Origin of the sequence: Streptomyces fagopyri, assembly GCF_009498275.1 — a bacterium.
GTDB lineage: Bacteria > Actinomycetota > Actinomycetes > Streptomycetales > Streptomycetaceae > Streptomyces > Streptomyces fagopyri.
The window spans coordinates 772,989-789,387 of the sequence record NZ_CP045643.1 but is presented as its reverse complement, the minus strand read 5'-3'; the positions used below and the strand labels follow the sequence as shown (position 1 = coordinate 789,387).

Below are 16,399 nucleotides of genomic sequence, written 5' to 3'. Positions count from 1 at the left end.
TGCCGCGGACCGTCCGTGACCGGTGGGCCGGACCTCGCCGGTCCTCGCCGGTCAGCCGTCGGCGGGCGTGGGACGCCGGGACGGTTCGCCGGCTTTCTCGCGGGGCGTCCGGGTGCGGAGGCGACGCAGCATCCGGGCGTCCTCGAAACCCACCTGCCGGGCCGCCGACTCCACCGTGGCGCCGTGGCCGATCAGATGCTCGGCGCGTTCGACGCGAAGCGTCTGCTGGTAGCGCAGTGGCGTCAGTCCGCCGGTGGCGCGGTGGAAGAGCCGGGTCAGGGTGCGCTCGCTGACGCCCGCCCCCGCGGCCAGGCGCGCGAGCGGCAGCGGTTCGGTGAATCGTCCGTCGATCAGGTCCTGGACGCGGTGGACGGCGTCGTCGAGGTGGGACCGGTGCCGAAGCATGGCGCTGGACTGGGGTTCGTGGCCGTTGCGACGGGCGTACACGACCATGTCCCGGGCCACCTGGGCGGCGAGTGCCGGGCCGTGACGGACGGCCAATAGGTGCAGCGCGAGGTCGATGCCGCTGGCGATGCCCGCCGAGGTCACCACCCGGTCGTCGGCCGTGAAGAGCACGTCCCGGACCACGAGGGCTCGGGGATGGCGGGCGGCCAGTTCGTCCTGGTGGTCGTGGTGCGTGGTGCACCTGCGCCCGTCGAGCAGTCCGGCGCGGCCCAGCGCCTCCGCCCCGGCGCACACGCTGGCGACGGTGCCCCCGGTGGCATGGTGGCCGCGCAGCCACTCCGACCCGGCGTGGCCCAGCGCGGGCCCGCCGCCCAGTGTCCGGGTCCGCCAGCCCGGCACCACGATCAGGTCGTCGCCGCTCAGCTCCGGCCACCCGGTCCGCGCGATCAGGGGCAGACCCTGGGCGCTGGGCACCCGCTCACGCTCGGCGACGTACTCGATGCGGTACGGCTGCCCGAAGTCCGCCGCGGTGCTGAAGACCTGCGCCGGTCCGGCCACGTCGAGGAGGTGGACGCCGGGCAGCAGAACGAAGACGACGAGACTCACGTCTGCGAGGGTGCCGCATCCGACTCCAGTTCGGCCACTGTGGTGATCCGGGCGAACCGGTCGCGCAGGACCGCCTCGGTGCGTTCGATGATCGCCTCGGCGCTCAGGGTGCCGATCGGGTTGGTGGTGGTGGCGTCGGTGACGAAGACCATCCGGTACCCGAGGTCGCTGCCGACCCGGGTCGTGGTCTCGACGCACTGCTCGGTCCGGATTCCGCAGACCACCAGCTCGCGCACCCCCGCCTCGGTCAGCAGCTGCTGCAGGTTGGTGGTGGTGAAGGCGTTGTGGGAGGTCTTGTACAGGACCGGCTCGCCCGGCTCCGGACGATGCAGCTCCGCCAGCAGACGGACATGTCCCTGGGCGGGATCGAACACGTCGCCGCTGCCGGGCTCCGAGTGCAGGACCCAGACGACGAGGTCGCCGGCCGCGCGGGCGAGACGTACCAGCCGGTTGACCGGTTCGGCGATCTGCGGATGGGCGATCTGCTTCCACAGCGGGCGAGCCCGGAAGGACTCCTGGACATCGACGACGATCAGCGCTCTGCTCATGCCACCCATGGTGACCTGGGCCGATGCCTGAACCGTAGACCCGATCCGGGCCGGTACCGGACCGATCCGGTCAGGTGAGCCGCCCGGACCGCCTGCCCCGTGCTCCCTACCTCACGGCGGGCGGCGGGCGTCAGGCGGCAAGGCGGCACTGGGGAAGGCGGCAGGCGGCAGCGGTGCGCAGTGTGCGGCGTGCGGCTTACGGCGTGTTCCTCAGAGGGCGCAGTACGGCGGCGCCGACGCGCATGAGCGCGGTCACGGGCGGGCCCACCCAGCGGTTGATCTCGCGTGGCACGGCGGGGTCGACCTCGATGGTCAACCGGATGTAACGGGCGTCCAGCCGGGTGACCTTGAGCGGACGGGGGGAGGAGGCGCCGGGTTCGCGCTGGAGCGCCGCCCGGTAGGTGTCTTTGCGCTGGTTCACACCTTGTCCTGACGTTTGATGAGTTCGTCCGCGAGGTCCATGTAGGCCGAACCCTTGACGTCGACCGCGCTGCCGAAGGACTGGGAGTACAGGTCGAGCCGTGGAATGTGGGTGGCCAGCACGTCGAAGCCCCGTTCGGTGAGCGCCTCGCGGGCGTCGGCGTCCGGGCCGGTGCGGGTGGCGTCGGGGCGGTTGGTGCGGTTCAGCAGGACGGCGGCGCGGGCCGGCTGGGCGCGCAGCGACTGCACGTCCTTCATCTCGCCGCCGATGGGCGCCATCCGGTCCAGCTCGATGGGCGCCGGGGTCAGGGGCACGATCCAGTCGCTCGCGTACCTCATGATGCTGCGCGCGATGTGCGCGTGGTCCTCCAGCTGGGGGGCGTCGAACACCACGGCCTGCCGGTTGCCGAGGAAGTCGTTCACGCGCCGGTGGACGTCACCCACCGGGAAGGCGATCACGGGGAACGGGAAGCCCCCCGCGAGTTCGCTCCAGCGCAGCGCCGAGGAGGCGGGGTCGCTGTCCACCAGCAGCGGGGAGACGCCCAGCTCGTGCAGTGCGTGGGCCAGCCAGACCGCGCTGGTCGTCTTTCCCACTCCGGGTTTGAGATTCACAAAGGCATAGCTCAGCGTCACAGGGCGCAACGCTAGTGGCCGCGAGCGGCGGGCCGCCGTCGGCGCGGCACCATAGCGCCTTCTTTCACCCTGCGGTGGCGTGAATCATTCGTAGGGCCTAACGCGGAGGCCCTCGGCGGCGACGGGACCGGCGGCGCGGGGTGTGGTGCCGAAGAGCTTGGCGGGGACGTTCTTCGCCCCGTCTTGTGCGCGTTCCGCCGCTCCGCACCAGGCCGCTGAGGATCGACGGCGAGGGGAGTTCCGGCGACCGGAGACGGATGTCCGTGAGGACGCGGGGTCCGCGCGAAGCGACCGTCACGGCCCGGTGTCCCTTCGGTAACCCCCGTCACATGACGCACATATGGCGTGCGAGGATGCGGATTCCGGTAGAGAGTACCGGCGTAGAGGGGAACATCATTGAAAACAAGGAAACTGAGCCGTAAGCGGCGACGGGCGACCATAGTCACGGCGGCGGCCGCTTCGGTCGTCGCCGGCGCGGCCCTGCTGCCCAACTGGAGTGCGGGCGCGGCGAGTGTCGCCGACCCCGCGGTCGACGCGTCGACCAAGGCCACCTTCCAGCGGCTGGCGGACGCGGTCTTCACCGACCGTACGGACGCCCTGGTCGACAACGGGAAGAGCGAGCAGGGCAAGTCGAAGGCGTCCCGGTTCTCCGGCGACGTACGGCTGTCCTCCACGCAGACGCGTGACGAGAACTCCGCGCTGTCGCAGCTGCGGGGCCGGAAGTCCCGTCTGGCGTCGCTCGGCGAGAAGTACAGCTCGGCCGACACGACTGTCTCGCTGGACCGTACGCGGGTGAAGGGCCGCCACGCCACGGTCGCCGTCACCGAGACCACGACCCTGACGTACAAGAAGGTCCGGGGCAACGAGCCGAAGACCACCGGCTTCCAGGCTCATCACGAGCTGACGTTCAAGGCCGACCGAGAGGGTGACTGGCAGCTGACCGACGTCCGTGACACCGATGACGGTGTCGCGGTCAACCAGGTCGCCAGCCCGCAGGTCGCCAAGCCGGCCGCCAAGGCCGACGACGGTCCGCCGGAGGCGGTCCGCTCGGCCATCACGACGCCGGCACCGGCCAAGGCGAAGAACCTCACGGCCACCGGTTACGACTACAAGGCCATGGTCGCGTACGCCGCGAAGTACTGGAACAAGTACAACTCGGCCTACCCGGACTTCAACGGTCACGGTGCCGGCGGCGACTGCACCAACTTCGTCAGCCAGTCCCTGAAGGCCGGCGGCTGGAAGCACGTTCCCGGCTACACGAACGACTTCCACAAGTGGTTCGGCAACGCCGACATCCAGTCGGACTCGTTCGTCGGCGTCAACGAGTTCTCGTGGTTCGCCCTGTCGTCCAAGCGCGTCACCAGCCTCGCCAACGTCTACCAGATGGACGTGGGCGACGTGCTGCAGATGGACTTCAACAAGGACGGCGAGAAGGACCACAGCATGATCGTCACCTACCGCAGCCCGCAGGGCGTGCCGTACGTGACGTACCACTCCACCAACACCTACAACAGGTCGGTGGCGAGCATCATCGCGTCGTACCCGACCGCGGCGTACTACGCGTACCGCACCTGAGCGGACTGATGCCGGAGCGGGAGCCGGGCCCGGGGGTCCGGCTCCTCGCTCTTCCGGCGGCCGACCGAGGCGGTCCGGCTCCTCGCCCCGCCGCCCGTTCTAAGGGTGATCCCGGCCGGCCCGCTCGTCCGTCGGCGGGAACGCGAGGCCGGTCGGTGTGTTGAGGCCCGTGGACGGCAGCGTGACCTGCCCGCCGCCGGTCTCCCGGACCCGTACCACCCGGTTGTCGAAACCGTCGGCCACGTAGAGGCCGCCGCGGCAGTCGAGCGCGAGCCCCAGCGGATCGTTCAGACCGGTGACCGGAACCGTGCTCTGCCCGCCACCGCGCGCGGACACCCTGACCACGCGGTTGTTGCCGCTGTCGGAGATGAAGAGGTCTCCCGCGGCGTTCAGCGCCAGCCCGGTCGGCTGGGAGAGGCCCCTGGTGGGCACGGTGGTCTGGCCGCTGCCGTCCGCCGGCACCCGGACGACCCGGTCGTTGACGAAGTCGGAGACGTACAGGTCTCCGCCGGGGGTCAGCGCCAGCCCCCAGGGGTGCAGCAGTCCGGTGGTGGGGACGGTCGTCTGGCCGCTGCCGTCGGCGGCCACCTTCACCACCCGGTCGTTGAAGCTGTCCGCGATGTAGAGGTCGCCGGCCGCGTCCGCGGCGAGCCCCAGCGGGCGCGACAGGTCGGTGGTGGGCACGGTGGACTGTCCGCCGCCTCTCGGAGACAGCTTCACCACCCGGTTGTTGCCCGTGTCGGAGGCATAGAGGGTGCCGGCGTGGTCCCAGGTCAGACCGGTCGGACGCACCAGGCCCTCCAGCGGGACGGTCGTCCGGCCGCCGCTGCCCGCGGGCAGTCTCACCACCCGGTTGTTGCCGTAGTCGGACACGTACAGCGGCGGACGGCTCTGTACGCGCACGTCACCGGCCGACGCCGCGTCCGCCGGTCCGATCGGCAGCGCACAGAGCATCAGAAGGCCTGTGGCGAGGGCCAGTCGGCGGGTCTGTCTCCGTCTCGCGCGGCCGGCGGAGGCCGAGGCTTCGCGCGTTCGTGATCCTGGCGTGGTGCGTTCCACGACTCACCCACCTGTTCTGGACGGTCGGCCCGTTGCCGTACCGGTCCGCGGAGACGGTCGGTGCCGGGCCAGGTCGTGGAGCGGCGCCGCTGGTAGGACGGGCGGACCCCCACGGGCGGCACAGCCGTCCGCCGCCCGCTCCGTCCGTCAACCGCCGACCCTAGGAAGAGCGGAGCCGGGGTGTCCGGGAGCCACGCCACCGCCCTGCGCGGCGGCCACTCCAATGCCCGTGAAGGCGGGTGGCGCGATGTCCCGGGCGGGTGTCGGCCACGGTCCGGGACCTGGTGGTTCGCCCCGGCCGGCGTCCGATTCGGTGCAATTACACTGTGTCCATGACTGACGCGACGACGCCCGAGCCCCTCGACCCCGACGAGGAGGCGTTCATCCGGGCTCTGGGGCGGGTGATGGCCTTCCTGCCTCGTGTCGTCGACGCGGACATGCTCGCGGAACAGCAGATCACCACGTCCGAGTACATGGTGATGGTGCACCTCTCCGAGGCGCCGGACAGCCAGTTGCGGATGAGTGAGCTGGCCAACGAGTGCGGGCTGTCCCTGAGCGGCATGACCCGCATCGTGAACCGTCTGGAGGCCCAGTCGCTCGTCCTGCGTGTGAAGTCCCCCGAGGACGGCCGGGCCTGGCTCGCGGTTCTCACCAGTTCCGGATGGACGCGGCTGAAGCAGACGTGGCCCACGAACCTCGCCAGTGTGCGGCGACACGTCTTCTCCCGGCTGGAGGGGTGCGACGTGGTCGCGGCCACCCGGGTGCTGGACCGCATCACGTCGGACCTCTGAGGATCCGCCGCCCGACACGCGCCCGACACGGTGTGCCGCGGGCGCGGACCCACGCCTGTCGGGGGCCCTGCCGGTCCCGGGATCAGCCGCCGGCGAGCAGGTCCTCGAACGGGGTCGGCGACATGTACGGATCCTCGACGACCGGGGTGTCCCGCCGGTTCACCTCACGGGCCAGCTCACCGGCGGCCCGTTCCGTCCGCCGCGCGAGCGACACCGCCGACGCCTGGCCGCTGCCCCAGTCCTCCGGCGCGGCGAAGACCCCGGTGGTGAGCACGGCCGCGCGCAGGTACGAGAACAGCGGCCGCATCTCGTGGTCGAGGACCAGTGAATGCCGCGCCGTGCCCCCGGTGGCCGCCATCAGGACGGGCTTGTCCTCCAGCACACCTTCGTCCAGCACGTCGAAGAACATCTTGAACAGGCCGCTGTACGAGGCACTGAAGGTCGGGGTCACCGCGATCAGTCCGTCCGCCCGTGCGACGGTGTCCAGCACCCGGCGCAGTTTCTCGGAGGGGTACCCGGTGATCATGTTGTTCAGCAGGTGGTGCCCGTGGTCGCGCAGTTCGACGCTCTCGACGTCGACCTCGGCACCGAGCCGCTCCAGCGCGGCGCGGGTCGCGGCGGTGAGGCGTTCGGCCAGCAGGAGGGTGGAGGACGGCTGCCGCAGCCCCGCCGAGACGACCGCGATGAGACGCCGCGTCACGGCCGGGACTCCCGGGCCGCCTTCAGCGAGGCGTGCGTCGGAGCCTCCGGTACCCGCGCGGGACGTCCCACCTCGAATTCCTTCCGCAGCACCTGTACGACCTCGCCCAGCATCTCGATCTGCTGGAGCACGGTGCCGCGGGGCAGACCCAGGGCGTCGACGGCGAACAGCTGGCGCTGGTAGTCACCTTCGGCGTGCTCGCGGAACTCCAGGACGCGCTCGACGACCTGCTGCGGGCTGCCCACCAGCAGGGCGGTGCGGGCGGTGGTCTCCTCCAGCGAGGGACCGTTTCCCCACGCGGGCGAGTGGTCGAAGTACGGGCGGAACTCACGGATCGCGTCCTGCGAGTTCGCGCGCATGAACAGTTGCGCTCCGAGCCCGACGATCGCCTGATCCGCCGGCCCGTGTCCGTGGTGTTCGTACCGGCTGCGGTAGAGACCGACCATGCGCTGCACGTGCTCCTTCGGCCACAGCACGTTGTTCTGGAAGAAGCCGTCCCCGTAGTACGCGGCCTGCTCGGCGATCTCCGGGCTGCGGATGGAGCCGTGCCACACGAAGGGCGGTATGCCGTCCAGGGGCCGCGGAGTCGAGGTGAAGGACCGCAGCGGTGTACGGAACCGGCCCTCCCAGTCGACGGCGTCCTCGCGCCAGAGCCGCCGCAGCAGCGCGTAGTTCTCGACGGCCAGGGCGATTCCGTCGCGGATGTCCTTGCCGAACCAGGGATAGACCGGTCCGGTGTTCCCGCGGCCCATCATCAGGTCGACCCGGCCGTCCGCGACGTGCTGCAGCATCGCGTAGTCCTCGGCGATCTTCACCGGGTCGTTGGTGGTGATCAGGGTCGTCGAGGTGGACAGCACGATTCTGTTCGTGCGGGCCGCGACGTGTCCGAGCAGGGTCGTCGGGGACGACGGCATGAAAGGCGGGTTGTGGTGCTCGCCTATGGCGAAGACGTCCAGCCCCACCTGCTCGGCCGATTCGGCGTACTCCAGGACCGCTTTGATGCGGTCGTACTCGGTGTCCTGCCGACCGGTCGTGGGGTCGACCGCGACGTCTCCCACTCCGAAGATTCCGAACTGCATTTCGGTCCCGCTTCCGCCTCGGAAATGCTCATGTGCATCAGGAAATTCGTCAGAGGCGATGGACCGCGCGGAGAACGAAACCGTCCGCCGCACCGCACCGCGCTGCGGCCGTTGCCTCTGATACGTCCGCCGAAAACGGTGGACGGCCGCGGTCAGGGCCGTCCACCGTCTTCGTCATCGCCGCTCCACGGGTGACTAGCGCAGGGACGCGAGAGCGTTCGACCAGCTCACGACCTGGTCGAGCATCGTGTTGAGCCCGTCGAGGTGCATGTCGGCGGGCCGGAAGACGCTGAAGTTCTCGAAGTCCGTGAACAGGGACAACGCCACCTGCGAGCGGACGTCGGCCATCTGCAGTTCACCGGCGACGAGGCGCAGGTGCTCGACCGCGCGGGTGCCGCCCACGGAGCCGTAGCTGACGAAACCGATCGCCTTGTTGTTCCACTCGGCGTACAGGTAGTCGATGGCGTTCTTGAGCACACCGGACGTGGAGTGGTTGTACTCCGGCGTGACCATGACGAAGCCGTCGAACGAGGAGATCTTGGCGGCCCACTCGCGGGTGTGCGGCTGGCTGTACTGGCCCAGCGACGGCGGCATCGCCTCGTCCAGGTGCGGCAGCTTGTAGTCGAGCAGGTCGACCAGTTCGAATTCGACGTCGGTGCGCTGCGACGCGATCTCGTGGACCCACTTCGCCACGGCCTCGCCGTTGCGGCCCGGGCGGGTGCTGCCGATGATGATCCCGATTCTCGTCATGTCGTCGATCCTTAATCGTGGACAGGGACGCGCGATTGCGCCGGATTTATTTGACGAGTCAAGCATAGGATGCTTGATGCGACAAGTAAATCGAGATGCTCGCGGATGCGAAGAGGTGTGAGCCGCCGCACCCCTGGCCGAGGTGACGACCTGCTCCCGAGTCCCTTCGCGCGGCCGTTCCGGGACCCCTCAGGGGCGGGAGTCGTGCAGCCGGCGGAGCAGGAGAAAGGCCCGTTGTTCGGCTGCGGCGAGCTCGGTGGGGTCGATCTCGGCCGGCCACAGCTCACCGGCCGCGGTGTCGTCGGCCTCGCGGAGTTCCACGACCGACACGGCCAGGCTCACCTGGACGAGGGGGAGCGCCGGTCCGGCCGGGTCGCCCGGTGGCTCGCCCAGGACTCGTTCGGCCTGCTCCGCGGCCCCCTTGCACGCCGCCAGCGCACGTTCCACGCGTCCCGCGGCCCGGTCGTGGACGATCAGCAGCGCGCATCCCAGCCCCACGGCGATCCCCACGGCGCTGCCCAGCACCCGGTCCAGGACCAGCTCTCCGGCCGGGGAGGGGGAGGCCAGATCGCTCAGCAGCAGTGCGAGCGGGGTGAGGAAGACGACGGCGAGGGCGTAGTTGCGTGCCGCGACGTACTCCAGCAGGAACTCCAGGACCACGATCACCAGCGCGAGCTCCACCGGCTCCGGATGGGCGGCCAGCACCCCCAGGGCGAGCAGCAGCCCGAGGGCCGTGCCCAGGGTCCGCTGGACGGCGCGCTGGGCCGTGGTGCGGAGGTTGACCGAGTGCAGAACGGCGGCCGCGGAGATCGCCGCCCAGTAGCCGTGCTCCAGGTTCAGGACGGCCGCGACGCCGCCCGCCACTCCGGTTCCCAGCGCCATGCGCACGGCGGGTACGGCAAGGGCCGCCGAGCGGTCGGGGCCGCCGGGGCGCCCGATCAGGAGTTCTGTCGCGCGCAGGACAGCGGGATCGCCGGGGGCGGACGTTCCCGGCGGAGCGGAGGTGGCGTCGTCGCGTACCTCCGCGGACGGTGTCTCGTACAGGCGGCGCAGTTCGTGAAGCACCGGGGGTCTGCGGCGGTGCCGGTCGGTGAGGAGGCGAGCCTGCAGGCGCAGGTACCGGGCGGTGGCGGCCGGGCCTCCGGGCGGACGCCGTGCCGAACCGATCAGAAGGGTCCAGGACAGGTCGGTGAGCCGCACGAAGGCCTCGTCGCGGCCGGACGCGGGCCTTCGCGCGCGCGTCGGTGGCGGCAGCCCCAGACAGTGGTACGCGTGGAGAACGGCCACCGTCGCCGCGTGCCGGGCGCGGCCCGGCACGCCACCGGCGCCGGACACCTCCAGGAGTCCGGCGACCTCGCGCAGGGCTGTGGCCACCGCCAGGCGCTGCGGCCGGTCCGGATGCACCAGCCGGCCGGACACGGCCAGCAGCCAGGCGAACGCCGCCCCCGCCGCCGCGAGAGCGGTGTGCGGGAGTACCTCGGCTCCGGTGGGCGCGCCGTTGGCCGCCACCGCGAACGCGAACAGCAGCAGCACCGCGCCCAGACCGACCAGCCGCGTGGCGTCACAGACGAACTTCGCGAGACCCGCTACGACGGCCGTCGCCGCGACGACCACCGCGGCCCCGGCTCCTCCCGCCCCGCCCGAACGCGCCCATGCCGCGAGGGCCGAACCGCAGCCCACGCACGCCGTCATGGCCAACGCCACCAGGGCGAGCACGCGGGCACGGCGGTCGTAGGGCAGATTGCGGCCGAACGTGGTGGTGAAGGAACCCAGCATCGCGTAGACCGCGAGGTCGGGCCGCCCCGCCCACACGACCGGGACCCCGACCAGGCCCATGGCCAGAGCGGCCCGCACGGCGAAGAGGAGCGCCCCGTCCACGTCGTGCAGGGCCAGCGCACCGCGTGGGGAGAGCGCGCGCACCGCCCCCACGGCAGCGTGCCGCCAGCCGCGCCAGGCCACACGGGGGAGGAATCGGCGCGAAAGCGGCATGTGGCGTGTATACCCGTTCAGCCATCCTCGTGCGGACATCCGCGTTCGAACCGCGCCGTCGGCGGGGCGGCCGGCGGCGGGCGGACGGTCCTCGCGCTCTTTTGCCCGGGACACAGCAGGATGGGAAGGGGGATCGATCGTTCCGCAGGTGCCAGACCTTTCCGCATCGCGTCAGGAGGCCGCTCGTGGTTGAGTCGCAAGCCGTGATCGTCCCACCGGCCAGGGCCGCCGTGTTCCTCGTGGTCATGATCGCGCCGGGTCACGAGGACACCGTCCGTGACCTGCTGGAGGACGTCTCGGGCCTGCGCCGCTCGGTCGCGTTCCGCGCACCCCACGACGAGCTCAGCTGCGTCGTCGGTATCGGATCGGCGGCCTGGGACCGGCTCTTCGGCGGACCCCGTCCGCAGGGGCTCCACCCGTTCGTGGAGTTGGTGGGTGAACACCACCGGGCGCCGTCCACCGCCGGGGACCTCCTGTTCCACCTGCGAGCCCGACGCATGGACCTGTGTTTCGAACTGGCCCGGCTGATCACGGAACGCCTGCGCGGCGCGGTCATGGTGGTCGACGAGGTCCACGCCTTCAAGTACTTCGACGAGCGGGACCTGCTCGGTTTCGTCGACGGCAGCGAGAACCCCGAGGGGCGGCTCGCGGTCGACGCGGTGTTCGTCGGCGACGAGGACCCCGATTTCACCGGGGGCAGTTATGTGATCGTGCAGAAATACCTGCACGACCTCACGGAGTGGAACGCCCTTCCGGCGGGGGAACAGGAGCTGGTCATCGGGCGGACGAAGCTGGCCAACGTGGAACTCTCCGACGAGGCCAAGCCCGCCGACTCCCACGTGGCGCTCAACACCATCACCGACGAGGACGGCAACGAGCGCAAGATCGTGCGGGAGAACATGCCGTTCGGCAACTTCGCGGACGCCGAGTTCGGCACGTACTTCATCGGCTACGCACGTACACCGGACGTGACCGAACAGATGCTGAGGAACATGTTCCTCGGCGACGGCCCGGACATGCACGACCGCATCCTCGACTTCTCGACCGCGATCACCGGGTGCCTGTTCCACGTGCCGACCGCCACCTTCCTCGACGACCTTCCCGACGCTCCCGGCGGCACGGCGCCGTCGGACGGGTCGCTGGGGATCGGCAGTCTCAAAGGAGTCCGAACATGACCACGCCCGACGACGTCACCAACCTGCATCGCGAACTCGCCCCGATCACGCCCGGCGCCTGGGCCGAGATCGAGGACGAGGCACGCCGCACCTTCCGCCGCAACCTCGCCGGCCGGCGGGTCGTGGACGTCTCCGGCCCCGAAGGCCCCGAGCTCGCGGCGGTGGGCACGGGTCACCTGTCCGGCATCGAGGGACCGGCGGCCGGTGTCACCGCACGGTTGCGTGAGGCGCGGCCCCTGGTCGAACTGCGGGTGCCGTTCACGGTGAGCCGCTCGGCCGTCGACGACATCGACCGCGGGTCCAAGGACTCCGACTGGCAGCCGGTCAAGGACGCCGCCCGCACCATGGCGTTCGCCGAGGACGCGGCCGTCTTCAACGGTTACGGGGCCGCGCGCATCGACGGGCTGCGCGGGCGCACCTCCCATCCCGTACTGCCGCTGCCCGCGGAACCACGTGACTTCCCGGACGCGGTCAGCGGCGCCCTCACGGCACTGCGCCTGGCCGGTGTGCAGGGCCCGTACTCCCTGCTGCTGGGCGCCGAGGCGTACACGGCGGTCACCGAGACCTCCGACCACGGCTATCCCGTCGCCAGCCATCTCGGGCGCATGCTCGACGGTGAGGTGATCTGGGCGCCCGCCATCGAAGGGGGCTTCCTGCTGAGCACCCGGGGCGGGGACTACGAACTGCGGCTCGGTGAGGATCTCGCCGTCGGTTACACGGCGCACGACGCCACCGACATCGAGCTGTACTTCCGCCAGACCCTGACCTTCCTGGTCTACACGGACGAAGCCGTGGTGGCGCTCGACCCGTCCGCGGCCGCGGGCACCGGGACGGCCTGACCCGCGGCGTACCGGTCAGTCCGCACCGAGGGCGATCGTCCGCCGTGTGGACACTCCGGTCTTCGGCAGCCGCACGGTCAGGACCCCGTCACACAGATCGGCCCGTACGGCTTCGACGTCGACGTCACCGGGAATCCGGATTCCGTAGGAGAACGAACCCGTCCGGCGACGCAGCGCGGGGCCGCGGTCCGTGTCGCCGAGCGTTCCCTGGATGTGCAGTTCCCGTCCGTCGATCTCCACGCTCACGCAGGCCCGGGGGACGCCGGGGAGTTCGGCGCGGACCTGGTAGGCGTCGCCCGAGTCCTCCTCCTCGGTCAGTGGCATCCAGTGCCGCGAGGATTCCGTCGACGCCGACGACCGTTCGAGCAGGCGGCTGACCTCGCCCCACAGATGTTCCAGTTCGGCCGCCGGGTCGTGGCCGGCCGACCAGGCCGCCCGTACCGGACTCGATCGGGTGGTGTCCGTTCGTTCACTCATCGCCATGTCTCCGGTCTTCGAGGGGCCCGGACCCCGGATTCGCCGGCGGCGCTCACGCGCGCACGATTTCCGGTCCGCGGATCGATCCTCTCCGCGGTGCCGGTGGCGGGCAACTCGTCGCGGCCACCCGTATCGCGGTATCCGCCGTACCCGGCCTCCGCTGTCCGCACCCCGCTGTCCGCACCCCCGCTGTCCGGATTCCGCGCCGGCCCTCCGGTTGCGGTGCGGTGGGCATCGCGCTTGGGTGAGAAGGACCTGTATCAGCACCAGGACCTGTCATGCCGATGCCGTCGACGACTTTCGACTCGTCCGATCCATTCAGCGGATCCCTGGACCGGTCCCTCGGCATGCCGTCCGCGTCATCGCCACCCGCGGTACGGAGCGTCCTGATCACACCGCTCAGCGAGACCGCGCGCACACTGCTCGACCCCGCGGCCCGGCCGCGCGGGCGACCGCGGGACACCGCTGCGCCCGAGCTCGACCCGCCGGCACACACGGCGCGCGACACCCCGGCACACACGGCACACACGGCACACACGGCACACACGGCGCATACGGGCGTACGGACTCGGGTGCGCACTGGAGGAGGACCGACGCATGGCACACCACCACAAGTCCAACCGAGCGGTCGAGGGCAACCCGGAGGACGGCCACAGCAGAGGGCTGCCCCGGCGCCCCGACCAGGAAGACCTCGCCCAGCGGACGCAACGGGACCGCGAGGACGTGGACCTGCGTACCCGTAAGTCACCGAGCCCGGACGCCGAGTACCGGGCCGAGCGGGACGAGATCGACCGTGAGGCGGGCACGGGTGAGATCCAGACGGGTACGGGCCCGCGCAAGACACGTGCCCCCTTCCCGCCGACCCGTTACCAGGGCTGAACCAGGCTGAACCCGAGCCCGGCCACGGAGCAGTCAAGCCTGTCCCTCGGGAGCAGTCCCGAGGGACACCACCACCGCCGTGACCTTCCTCTCGGGCGTGTTGTACCGCACCGGATCTCCGGCACGGCGGCCGAGAAGGGCACGTCCGAGCGGACTGTCGGCCGTGACCAGCGTCTGGTCCAACTCCTCGGCCACGTCGCCGATCTGGAAGGTCTCCACCGTGCCGTCCGCGAACCGCACGGTGACCGTGCTGCCCACACCGACGACATCGGTGGAGGGGCGGCTCGCGTCGGCCGCCTGACCGAGTCGTGTGGTGATCTCCGAGATGCGGGCGTCGAGGTGTTCCAGGTCATTGGCGCGCTGCAACTCGTCGGCCTGGTCCGCGTGGTCACCGATCGTGTCGGTGTTCCGCAGGGTCGCCGCGACCGTCCGGCGTTCCGCGCGGATGTCGGCGAGTTCCTGTTCCAGGGCGCGACGGGCGGCTTCGCTGATCGGCGCGGGTTCGCTGGTCATACCTGCTCCTGAGGGGGTGGGGCACGGGGGATCGACAACCGTCCGACCCGTCAAGGTCGGCCTCGCGGCCACCGGTTGGGCCCGCGCGGGGACGAGGGCGGGGACCTCCGCACCCATCGCCCGGCGGGCGGCCGGCCTGCTCGGTCCGACAGGGCAAGGCCCGGGACGGCGGGTGCGTCAGGTCCGGGGTTCGGCGGCCGCGTCCTGGATGTCCTGCCGACTGTGGTCCATCAGCTCGGCCAGATCGCCGAGTTCGGGGTCCATCTCCGCGGCACGCGGCGCGATCTGCCGCAGACACTCCGTCGTGGCCAGCGCGAGGTCGACGGCCCTGCCCTTTTCCTTGTCACCGAGAAGTTCCTCGATCCTGAAGGCGATGCCGGCGAGTGTGTCGTCATCGGTCTCCGGCACCAGATAGCCCTTGAGGCCCGCCGGATAGGGTGTCCGCTCGCGGAGTTCGCGCAACGCGGTGACCACGGCGGCGTTCTCGCTGTACTGGTCGAGAAGCCCCATGAGGACGTAGAGACGAGCCACCAGGCGCGGCAGACCGGGAAAGCCGTCCAGCCAGGTCACCAGGTCCCGCTGACCACCGAGGTGGTCCGTGACCTGCGACATGATCGAGGCGTAGCTGTTGGGCTGTGACCAGTGGAAGGGCATCAACCCCGCCATCTGCCGGGCGAGTTCCGCCTCGTCCTGCTGGGACAGCTCACCCTCGACGAAGCCGCTGACCAGCGATCGATCGATGCCGAACCCGGCGGGCGGCGTCCGGTCCTCCGAGGTGCGTGACAAGCCGTGGCGCAGGCGCACCAGTTCGTCGCCGATCTTGCTCAGCGGCTTCTCCCGCATGGATCCTCCCGGCCGTAGATGCTCGTCGTCCCGTGCGGGCGCTCCGGAGCCCGCACCAACACCCTGCCGCCCGGGGCCGTGACACGCGCGTCTGTTGGCCCATGCGGGCTACGGGCCGTCCGGTGGTCGCCGGCGGGCGCGCGACGACGGCCACGGCACCCCGCCGCGTCGTCGGACCGCCCGGACACGCCCCGTAGGAGGACGGCCCCGTCGTGCCACGCACCGGGTCCGACACCGCGCCGATCCACCGCGGATCAGCGGACAGCCCTGGGGTGATGCTCGGGCGGGCCGGTGGCGGGCGCCCCGGGCCGGCGTCCCATGGGCGGGCCGGAGAATTTGACGGCTCCGGTGTCCAGACGCTGACCTGGGACGAAACGGTTAGAGTGGTGACGTATGAGCACCTGGTTGCCGGTCTCCGCGATTCCGAGGCTCGCGTGCGCGGTGGTCGTCGGGGCGGCGACCGGCGTCGCGGTCGGCGTCACCGTCGACACCTCGCTGGGCATCCTGGCCGGCATCGCCGCGACCGAGGCCTTCTTCGTCGTGGCGGGCTGGATCGTGCTGTGGCCGATGAACGCGACGGCGACGCAACGTCATGCTCGACGCGAGGACCTGCGGCCCGTCGCCGAGGAACTGGTGGTGATCGCGGCCGCCGTCTGCGGCCTGGTCGGCATCGTCGTGCTCCTGGTCGGCGACTCCGACCCCACCCATGCGGCGACGGCCCTGGCCGGCGCGTTCACCGCCTGGGCGGCCCTGCACCTGATGTACGCCACCCGCTACGCCTACCTCTACTACCCGCGGTCCGCGGGCGGGATCGACTTCAACTCCGAACAGCCGCCCGCGTACAGGGACTTCCTCTATTTCAGTTACAACCTGGGGATGACCTACCAGGTCTCGGACACCAGCGTGTCGAGTTCGACGATCCGCGCCATGGTGCTGCGGCACTGTCTCCTGTCGTACGTCTTCGGCACCAGCATCCTCGCCACCGCCATCAACCTCGTCGTGGGCATCGTCACCCACTGACGGGTGACGGGGGGAGACGCGGGTGCCGCGGCGCGAATCGCCGGGTCGGGCCCCCTGTGACATGATGGTTGGCCGAAATGCCCCGAGCGTGTGATCAG

At 70.8% G+C, this 16,399-nt stretch carries 18 protein-coding genes; 6 read left to right on the top strand and 12 right to left on the bottom strand.

What is annotated here, in order from left to right; genetic code table 11:
- Window positions 1-51: 51 nt before the first annotated feature.
- The 4 genes from GFH48_RS03340 to GFH48_RS03325 form a co-directional block, all read right to left on the bottom strand.
- Window positions 52-1,011: a GlxA family transcriptional regulator gene (locus tag GFH48_RS03340; RefSeq protein WP_153286800.1), complete on the bottom strand. Its 960-nt coding sequence runs from the start codon at window positions 1,009-1,011 to the stop codon at window positions 52-54.
- A complete protein-coding gene (locus tag GFH48_RS03335) occupies window positions 1,008-1,559 on the bottom strand; it encodes a cysteine hydrolase family protein (protein WP_153286799.1) in 552 nt (183 codons plus the stop codon). The genes GFH48_RS03340 and GFH48_RS03335 overlap by 4 nt, the downstream gene beginning before the upstream one ends.
- A 196-nt stretch (window positions 1,560-1,755) precedes the next feature.
- Window positions 1,756-1,980: a hypothetical protein gene (locus tag GFH48_RS03330; RefSeq protein WP_153286798.1), complete on the bottom strand. Its 225-nt coding sequence runs from the start codon at window positions 1,978-1,980 to the stop codon at window positions 1,756-1,758.
- Window positions 1,977-2,591 (bottom strand): ParA family protein, encoded by a 615-nt coding sequence (locus tag GFH48_RS03325; protein ID WP_153292698.1) that lies wholly within the window; start codon window positions 2,589-2,591, stop codon window positions 1,977-1,979. Before GFH48_RS03325 ends, GFH48_RS03330 begins: the two co-directional genes overlap by 4 nt.
- 417 nt (window positions 2,592-3,008) lie before the next feature.
- Here GFH48_RS03325 and GFH48_RS03320 point away from each other — a divergent pair, with 417 nt between their 5' ends.
- Complete coding sequence (locus GFH48_RS03320; protein WP_153286797.1) at window positions 3,009-4,187, top strand: amidase domain-containing protein; 1,179 nt, start codon at window positions 3,009-3,011, stop codon at window positions 4,185-4,187.
- 99 nt (window positions 4,188-4,286) lie between these two features.
- Here the strand turns inward: GFH48_RS03320 and GFH48_RS03315 are convergent, their stop codons facing one another.
- On the bottom strand, window positions 4,287-5,141 hold the full coding sequence (locus tag GFH48_RS03315; RefSeq protein ID WP_194280481.1) for a virginiamycin B lyase family protein: 855 nt from the start codon (window positions 5,139-5,141) through the stop codon (window positions 4,287-4,289).
- A 437-nt stretch (window positions 5,142-5,578) separates the two neighbouring features.
- Between GFH48_RS03315 and GFH48_RS03310 the strand changes: the two genes are divergently transcribed.
- On the top strand, window positions 5,579-6,037 hold the full coding sequence (locus GFH48_RS03310; protein WP_153286795.1) for a MarR family winged helix-turn-helix transcriptional regulator: 459 nt from the start codon (window positions 5,579-5,581) through the stop codon (window positions 6,035-6,037).
- Between the two features lie 82 nt (window positions 6,038-6,119).
- Here GFH48_RS03310 and GFH48_RS03305 read toward each other — a convergent pair whose 3' ends face one another.
- From GFH48_RS03305 to GFH48_RS03290, 4 genes are all read right to left on the bottom strand, one after another.
- Window positions 6,120-6,737 (bottom strand): FMN reductase, encoded by a 618-nt coding sequence (locus GFH48_RS03305; protein WP_153286794.1) that lies wholly within the window; start codon window positions 6,735-6,737, stop codon window positions 6,120-6,122.
- On the bottom strand, window positions 6,734-7,816 hold the full coding sequence (locus tag GFH48_RS03300) for a CE1758 family FMN-dependent luciferase-like monooxygenase (RefSeq protein WP_153286793.1): 1,083 nt from the start codon (window positions 7,814-7,816) through the stop codon (window positions 6,734-6,736). The genes GFH48_RS03305 and GFH48_RS03300 overlap by 4 nt, the downstream gene beginning before the upstream one ends.
- A gap of 195 nt (window positions 7,817-8,011) precedes the next feature.
- On the bottom strand, window positions 8,012-8,566 hold the full coding sequence (locus tag GFH48_RS03295) for an NADPH-dependent FMN reductase (RefSeq protein WP_153286792.1): 555 nt from the start codon (window positions 8,564-8,566) through the stop codon (window positions 8,012-8,014).
- A 189-nt stretch (window positions 8,567-8,755) separates the two neighbouring features.
- The gene (locus tag GFH48_RS03290) at window positions 8,756-10,555 is read right to left on the bottom strand and encodes an FUSC family protein (protein ID WP_153286791.1); all 1,800 of its coding nucleotides are present in this window, start codon (window positions 10,553-10,555) and stop codon (window positions 8,756-8,758) included.
- A 185-nt stretch (window positions 10,556-10,740) separates the two neighbouring features.
- Between GFH48_RS03290 and GFH48_RS03285 the strand changes: the two genes are divergently transcribed.
- Together GFH48_RS03285 and GFH48_RS03280 are read left to right on the top strand one after the other, a co-directional pair.
- Window positions 10,741-11,730 (top strand): Dyp-type peroxidase, encoded by a 990-nt coding sequence (locus GFH48_RS03285; RefSeq protein WP_153286790.1) that lies wholly within the window; start codon window positions 10,741-10,743, stop codon window positions 11,728-11,730.
- Window positions 11,727-12,569: a family 1 encapsulin nanocompartment shell protein gene (locus GFH48_RS03280; RefSeq protein ID WP_153286789.1), complete on the top strand. Its 843-nt coding sequence runs from the start codon at window positions 11,727-11,729 to the stop codon at window positions 12,567-12,569. The genes GFH48_RS03285 and GFH48_RS03280 overlap by 4 nt, the downstream gene beginning before the upstream one ends.
- A gap of 15 nt (window positions 12,570-12,584) precedes the next feature.
- Here the strand turns inward: GFH48_RS03280 and GFH48_RS03275 are convergent, their stop codons facing one another.
- Entirely contained in the window at window positions 12,585-13,046 is a 462-nt protein-coding gene (locus GFH48_RS03275) for an Hsp20/alpha crystallin family protein (RefSeq protein WP_153286788.1), read from the bottom strand.
- Window positions 13,047-13,643: 597 nt separating this feature from the next.
- Here GFH48_RS03275 and GFH48_RS03270 point away from each other — a divergent pair.
- Window positions 13,644-13,925: a hypothetical protein gene (locus GFH48_RS03270; protein ID WP_153286787.1), complete on the top strand. Its 282-nt coding sequence runs from the start codon at window positions 13,644-13,646 to the stop codon at window positions 13,923-13,925.
- 33 nt (window positions 13,926-13,958) lie between these two features.
- On the opposite strand, the gene GFH48_RS03265 is transcribed toward GFH48_RS03270, so the two are convergent.
- Together GFH48_RS03265 and GFH48_RS03260 are read right to left on the bottom strand one after the other, a co-directional pair.
- Window positions 13,959-14,438, bottom strand: coding sequence for a GreA/GreB family elongation factor (locus GFH48_RS03265; RefSeq protein ID WP_153286786.1), 480 nt, complete (start codon window positions 14,436-14,438; stop codon window positions 13,959-13,961).
- A 177-nt stretch (window positions 14,439-14,615) separates the two neighbouring features.
- Entirely contained in the window at window positions 14,616-15,281 is a 666-nt protein-coding gene (locus tag GFH48_RS03260; RefSeq protein WP_153286785.1) for a hypothetical protein, read from the bottom strand.
- A 393-nt stretch (window positions 15,282-15,674) separates the two neighbouring features.
- Between GFH48_RS03260 and GFH48_RS03255 the strand changes: the two genes are divergently transcribed.
- Window positions 15,675-16,301: a DUF1345 domain-containing protein gene (locus tag GFH48_RS03255; protein WP_153286784.1), complete on the top strand. Its 627-nt coding sequence runs from the start codon at window positions 15,675-15,677 to the stop codon at window positions 16,299-16,301.
- The last annotated feature ends 98 nt before the right edge of the window (window positions 16,302-16,399 follow it).

Excerpts from the sequence above, each read along its gene's own strand:
- GFH48_RS03275 (WP_153286788.1), bottom strand. The coding sequence starts at position 13,046 with ATGAGTGAACGAACGGACACCACCCGATCGAGTCCGGTACGGGCGGCC.
- GFH48_RS03280 (WP_153286789.1), top strand. The coding sequence starts at position 11,727 with ATGACCACGCCCGACGACGTCACCAACCTGCATCGCGAACTCGCCCCG.
- GFH48_RS03255 (WP_153286784.1), top strand. The coding sequence starts at position 15,675 with ATGAGCACCTGGTTGCCGGTCTCCGCGATTCCGAGGCTCGCGTGCGCG.
- GFH48_RS03265 (WP_153286786.1), bottom strand. The coding sequence starts at position 14,438 with ATGACCAGCGAACCCGCGCCGATCAGCGAAGCCGCCCGTCGCGCCCTG.
- GFH48_RS03270 (WP_153286787.1), top strand. The coding sequence starts at position 13,644 with ATGGCACACCACCACAAGTCCAACCGAGCGGTCGAGGGCAACCCGGAG.
- GFH48_RS03260 (WP_153286785.1), bottom strand. The coding sequence starts at position 15,281 with ATGCGGGAGAAGCCGCTGAGCAAGATCGGCGACGAACTGGTGCGCCTG.
- GFH48_RS03290 (WP_153286791.1), bottom strand. The coding sequence starts at position 10,555 with ATGCCGCTTTCGCGCCGATTCCTCCCCCGTGTGGCCTGGCGCGGCTGG.
- GFH48_RS03295 (WP_153286792.1), bottom strand. The coding sequence starts at position 8,566 with ATGACGAGAATCGGGATCATCATCGGCAGCACCCGCCCGGGCCGCAAC.
- GFH48_RS03300 (WP_153286793.1), bottom strand. The coding sequence starts at position 7,816 with ATGCAGTTCGGAATCTTCGGAGTGGGAGACGTCGCGGTCGACCCCACG.
- GFH48_RS03310 (WP_153286795.1), top strand. The coding sequence starts at position 5,579 with ATGACTGACGCGACGACGCCCGAGCCCCTCGACCCCGACGAGGAGGCG.
- GFH48_RS03335 (WP_153286799.1), bottom strand. The coding sequence starts at position 1,559 with ATGAGCAGAGCGCTGATCGTCGTCGATGTCCAGGAGTCCTTCCGGGCT.
- GFH48_RS03315 (WP_194280481.1), bottom strand. The coding sequence starts at position 5,141 with ATGCTCTGTGCGCTGCCGATCGGACCGGCGGACGCGGCGTCGGCCGGT.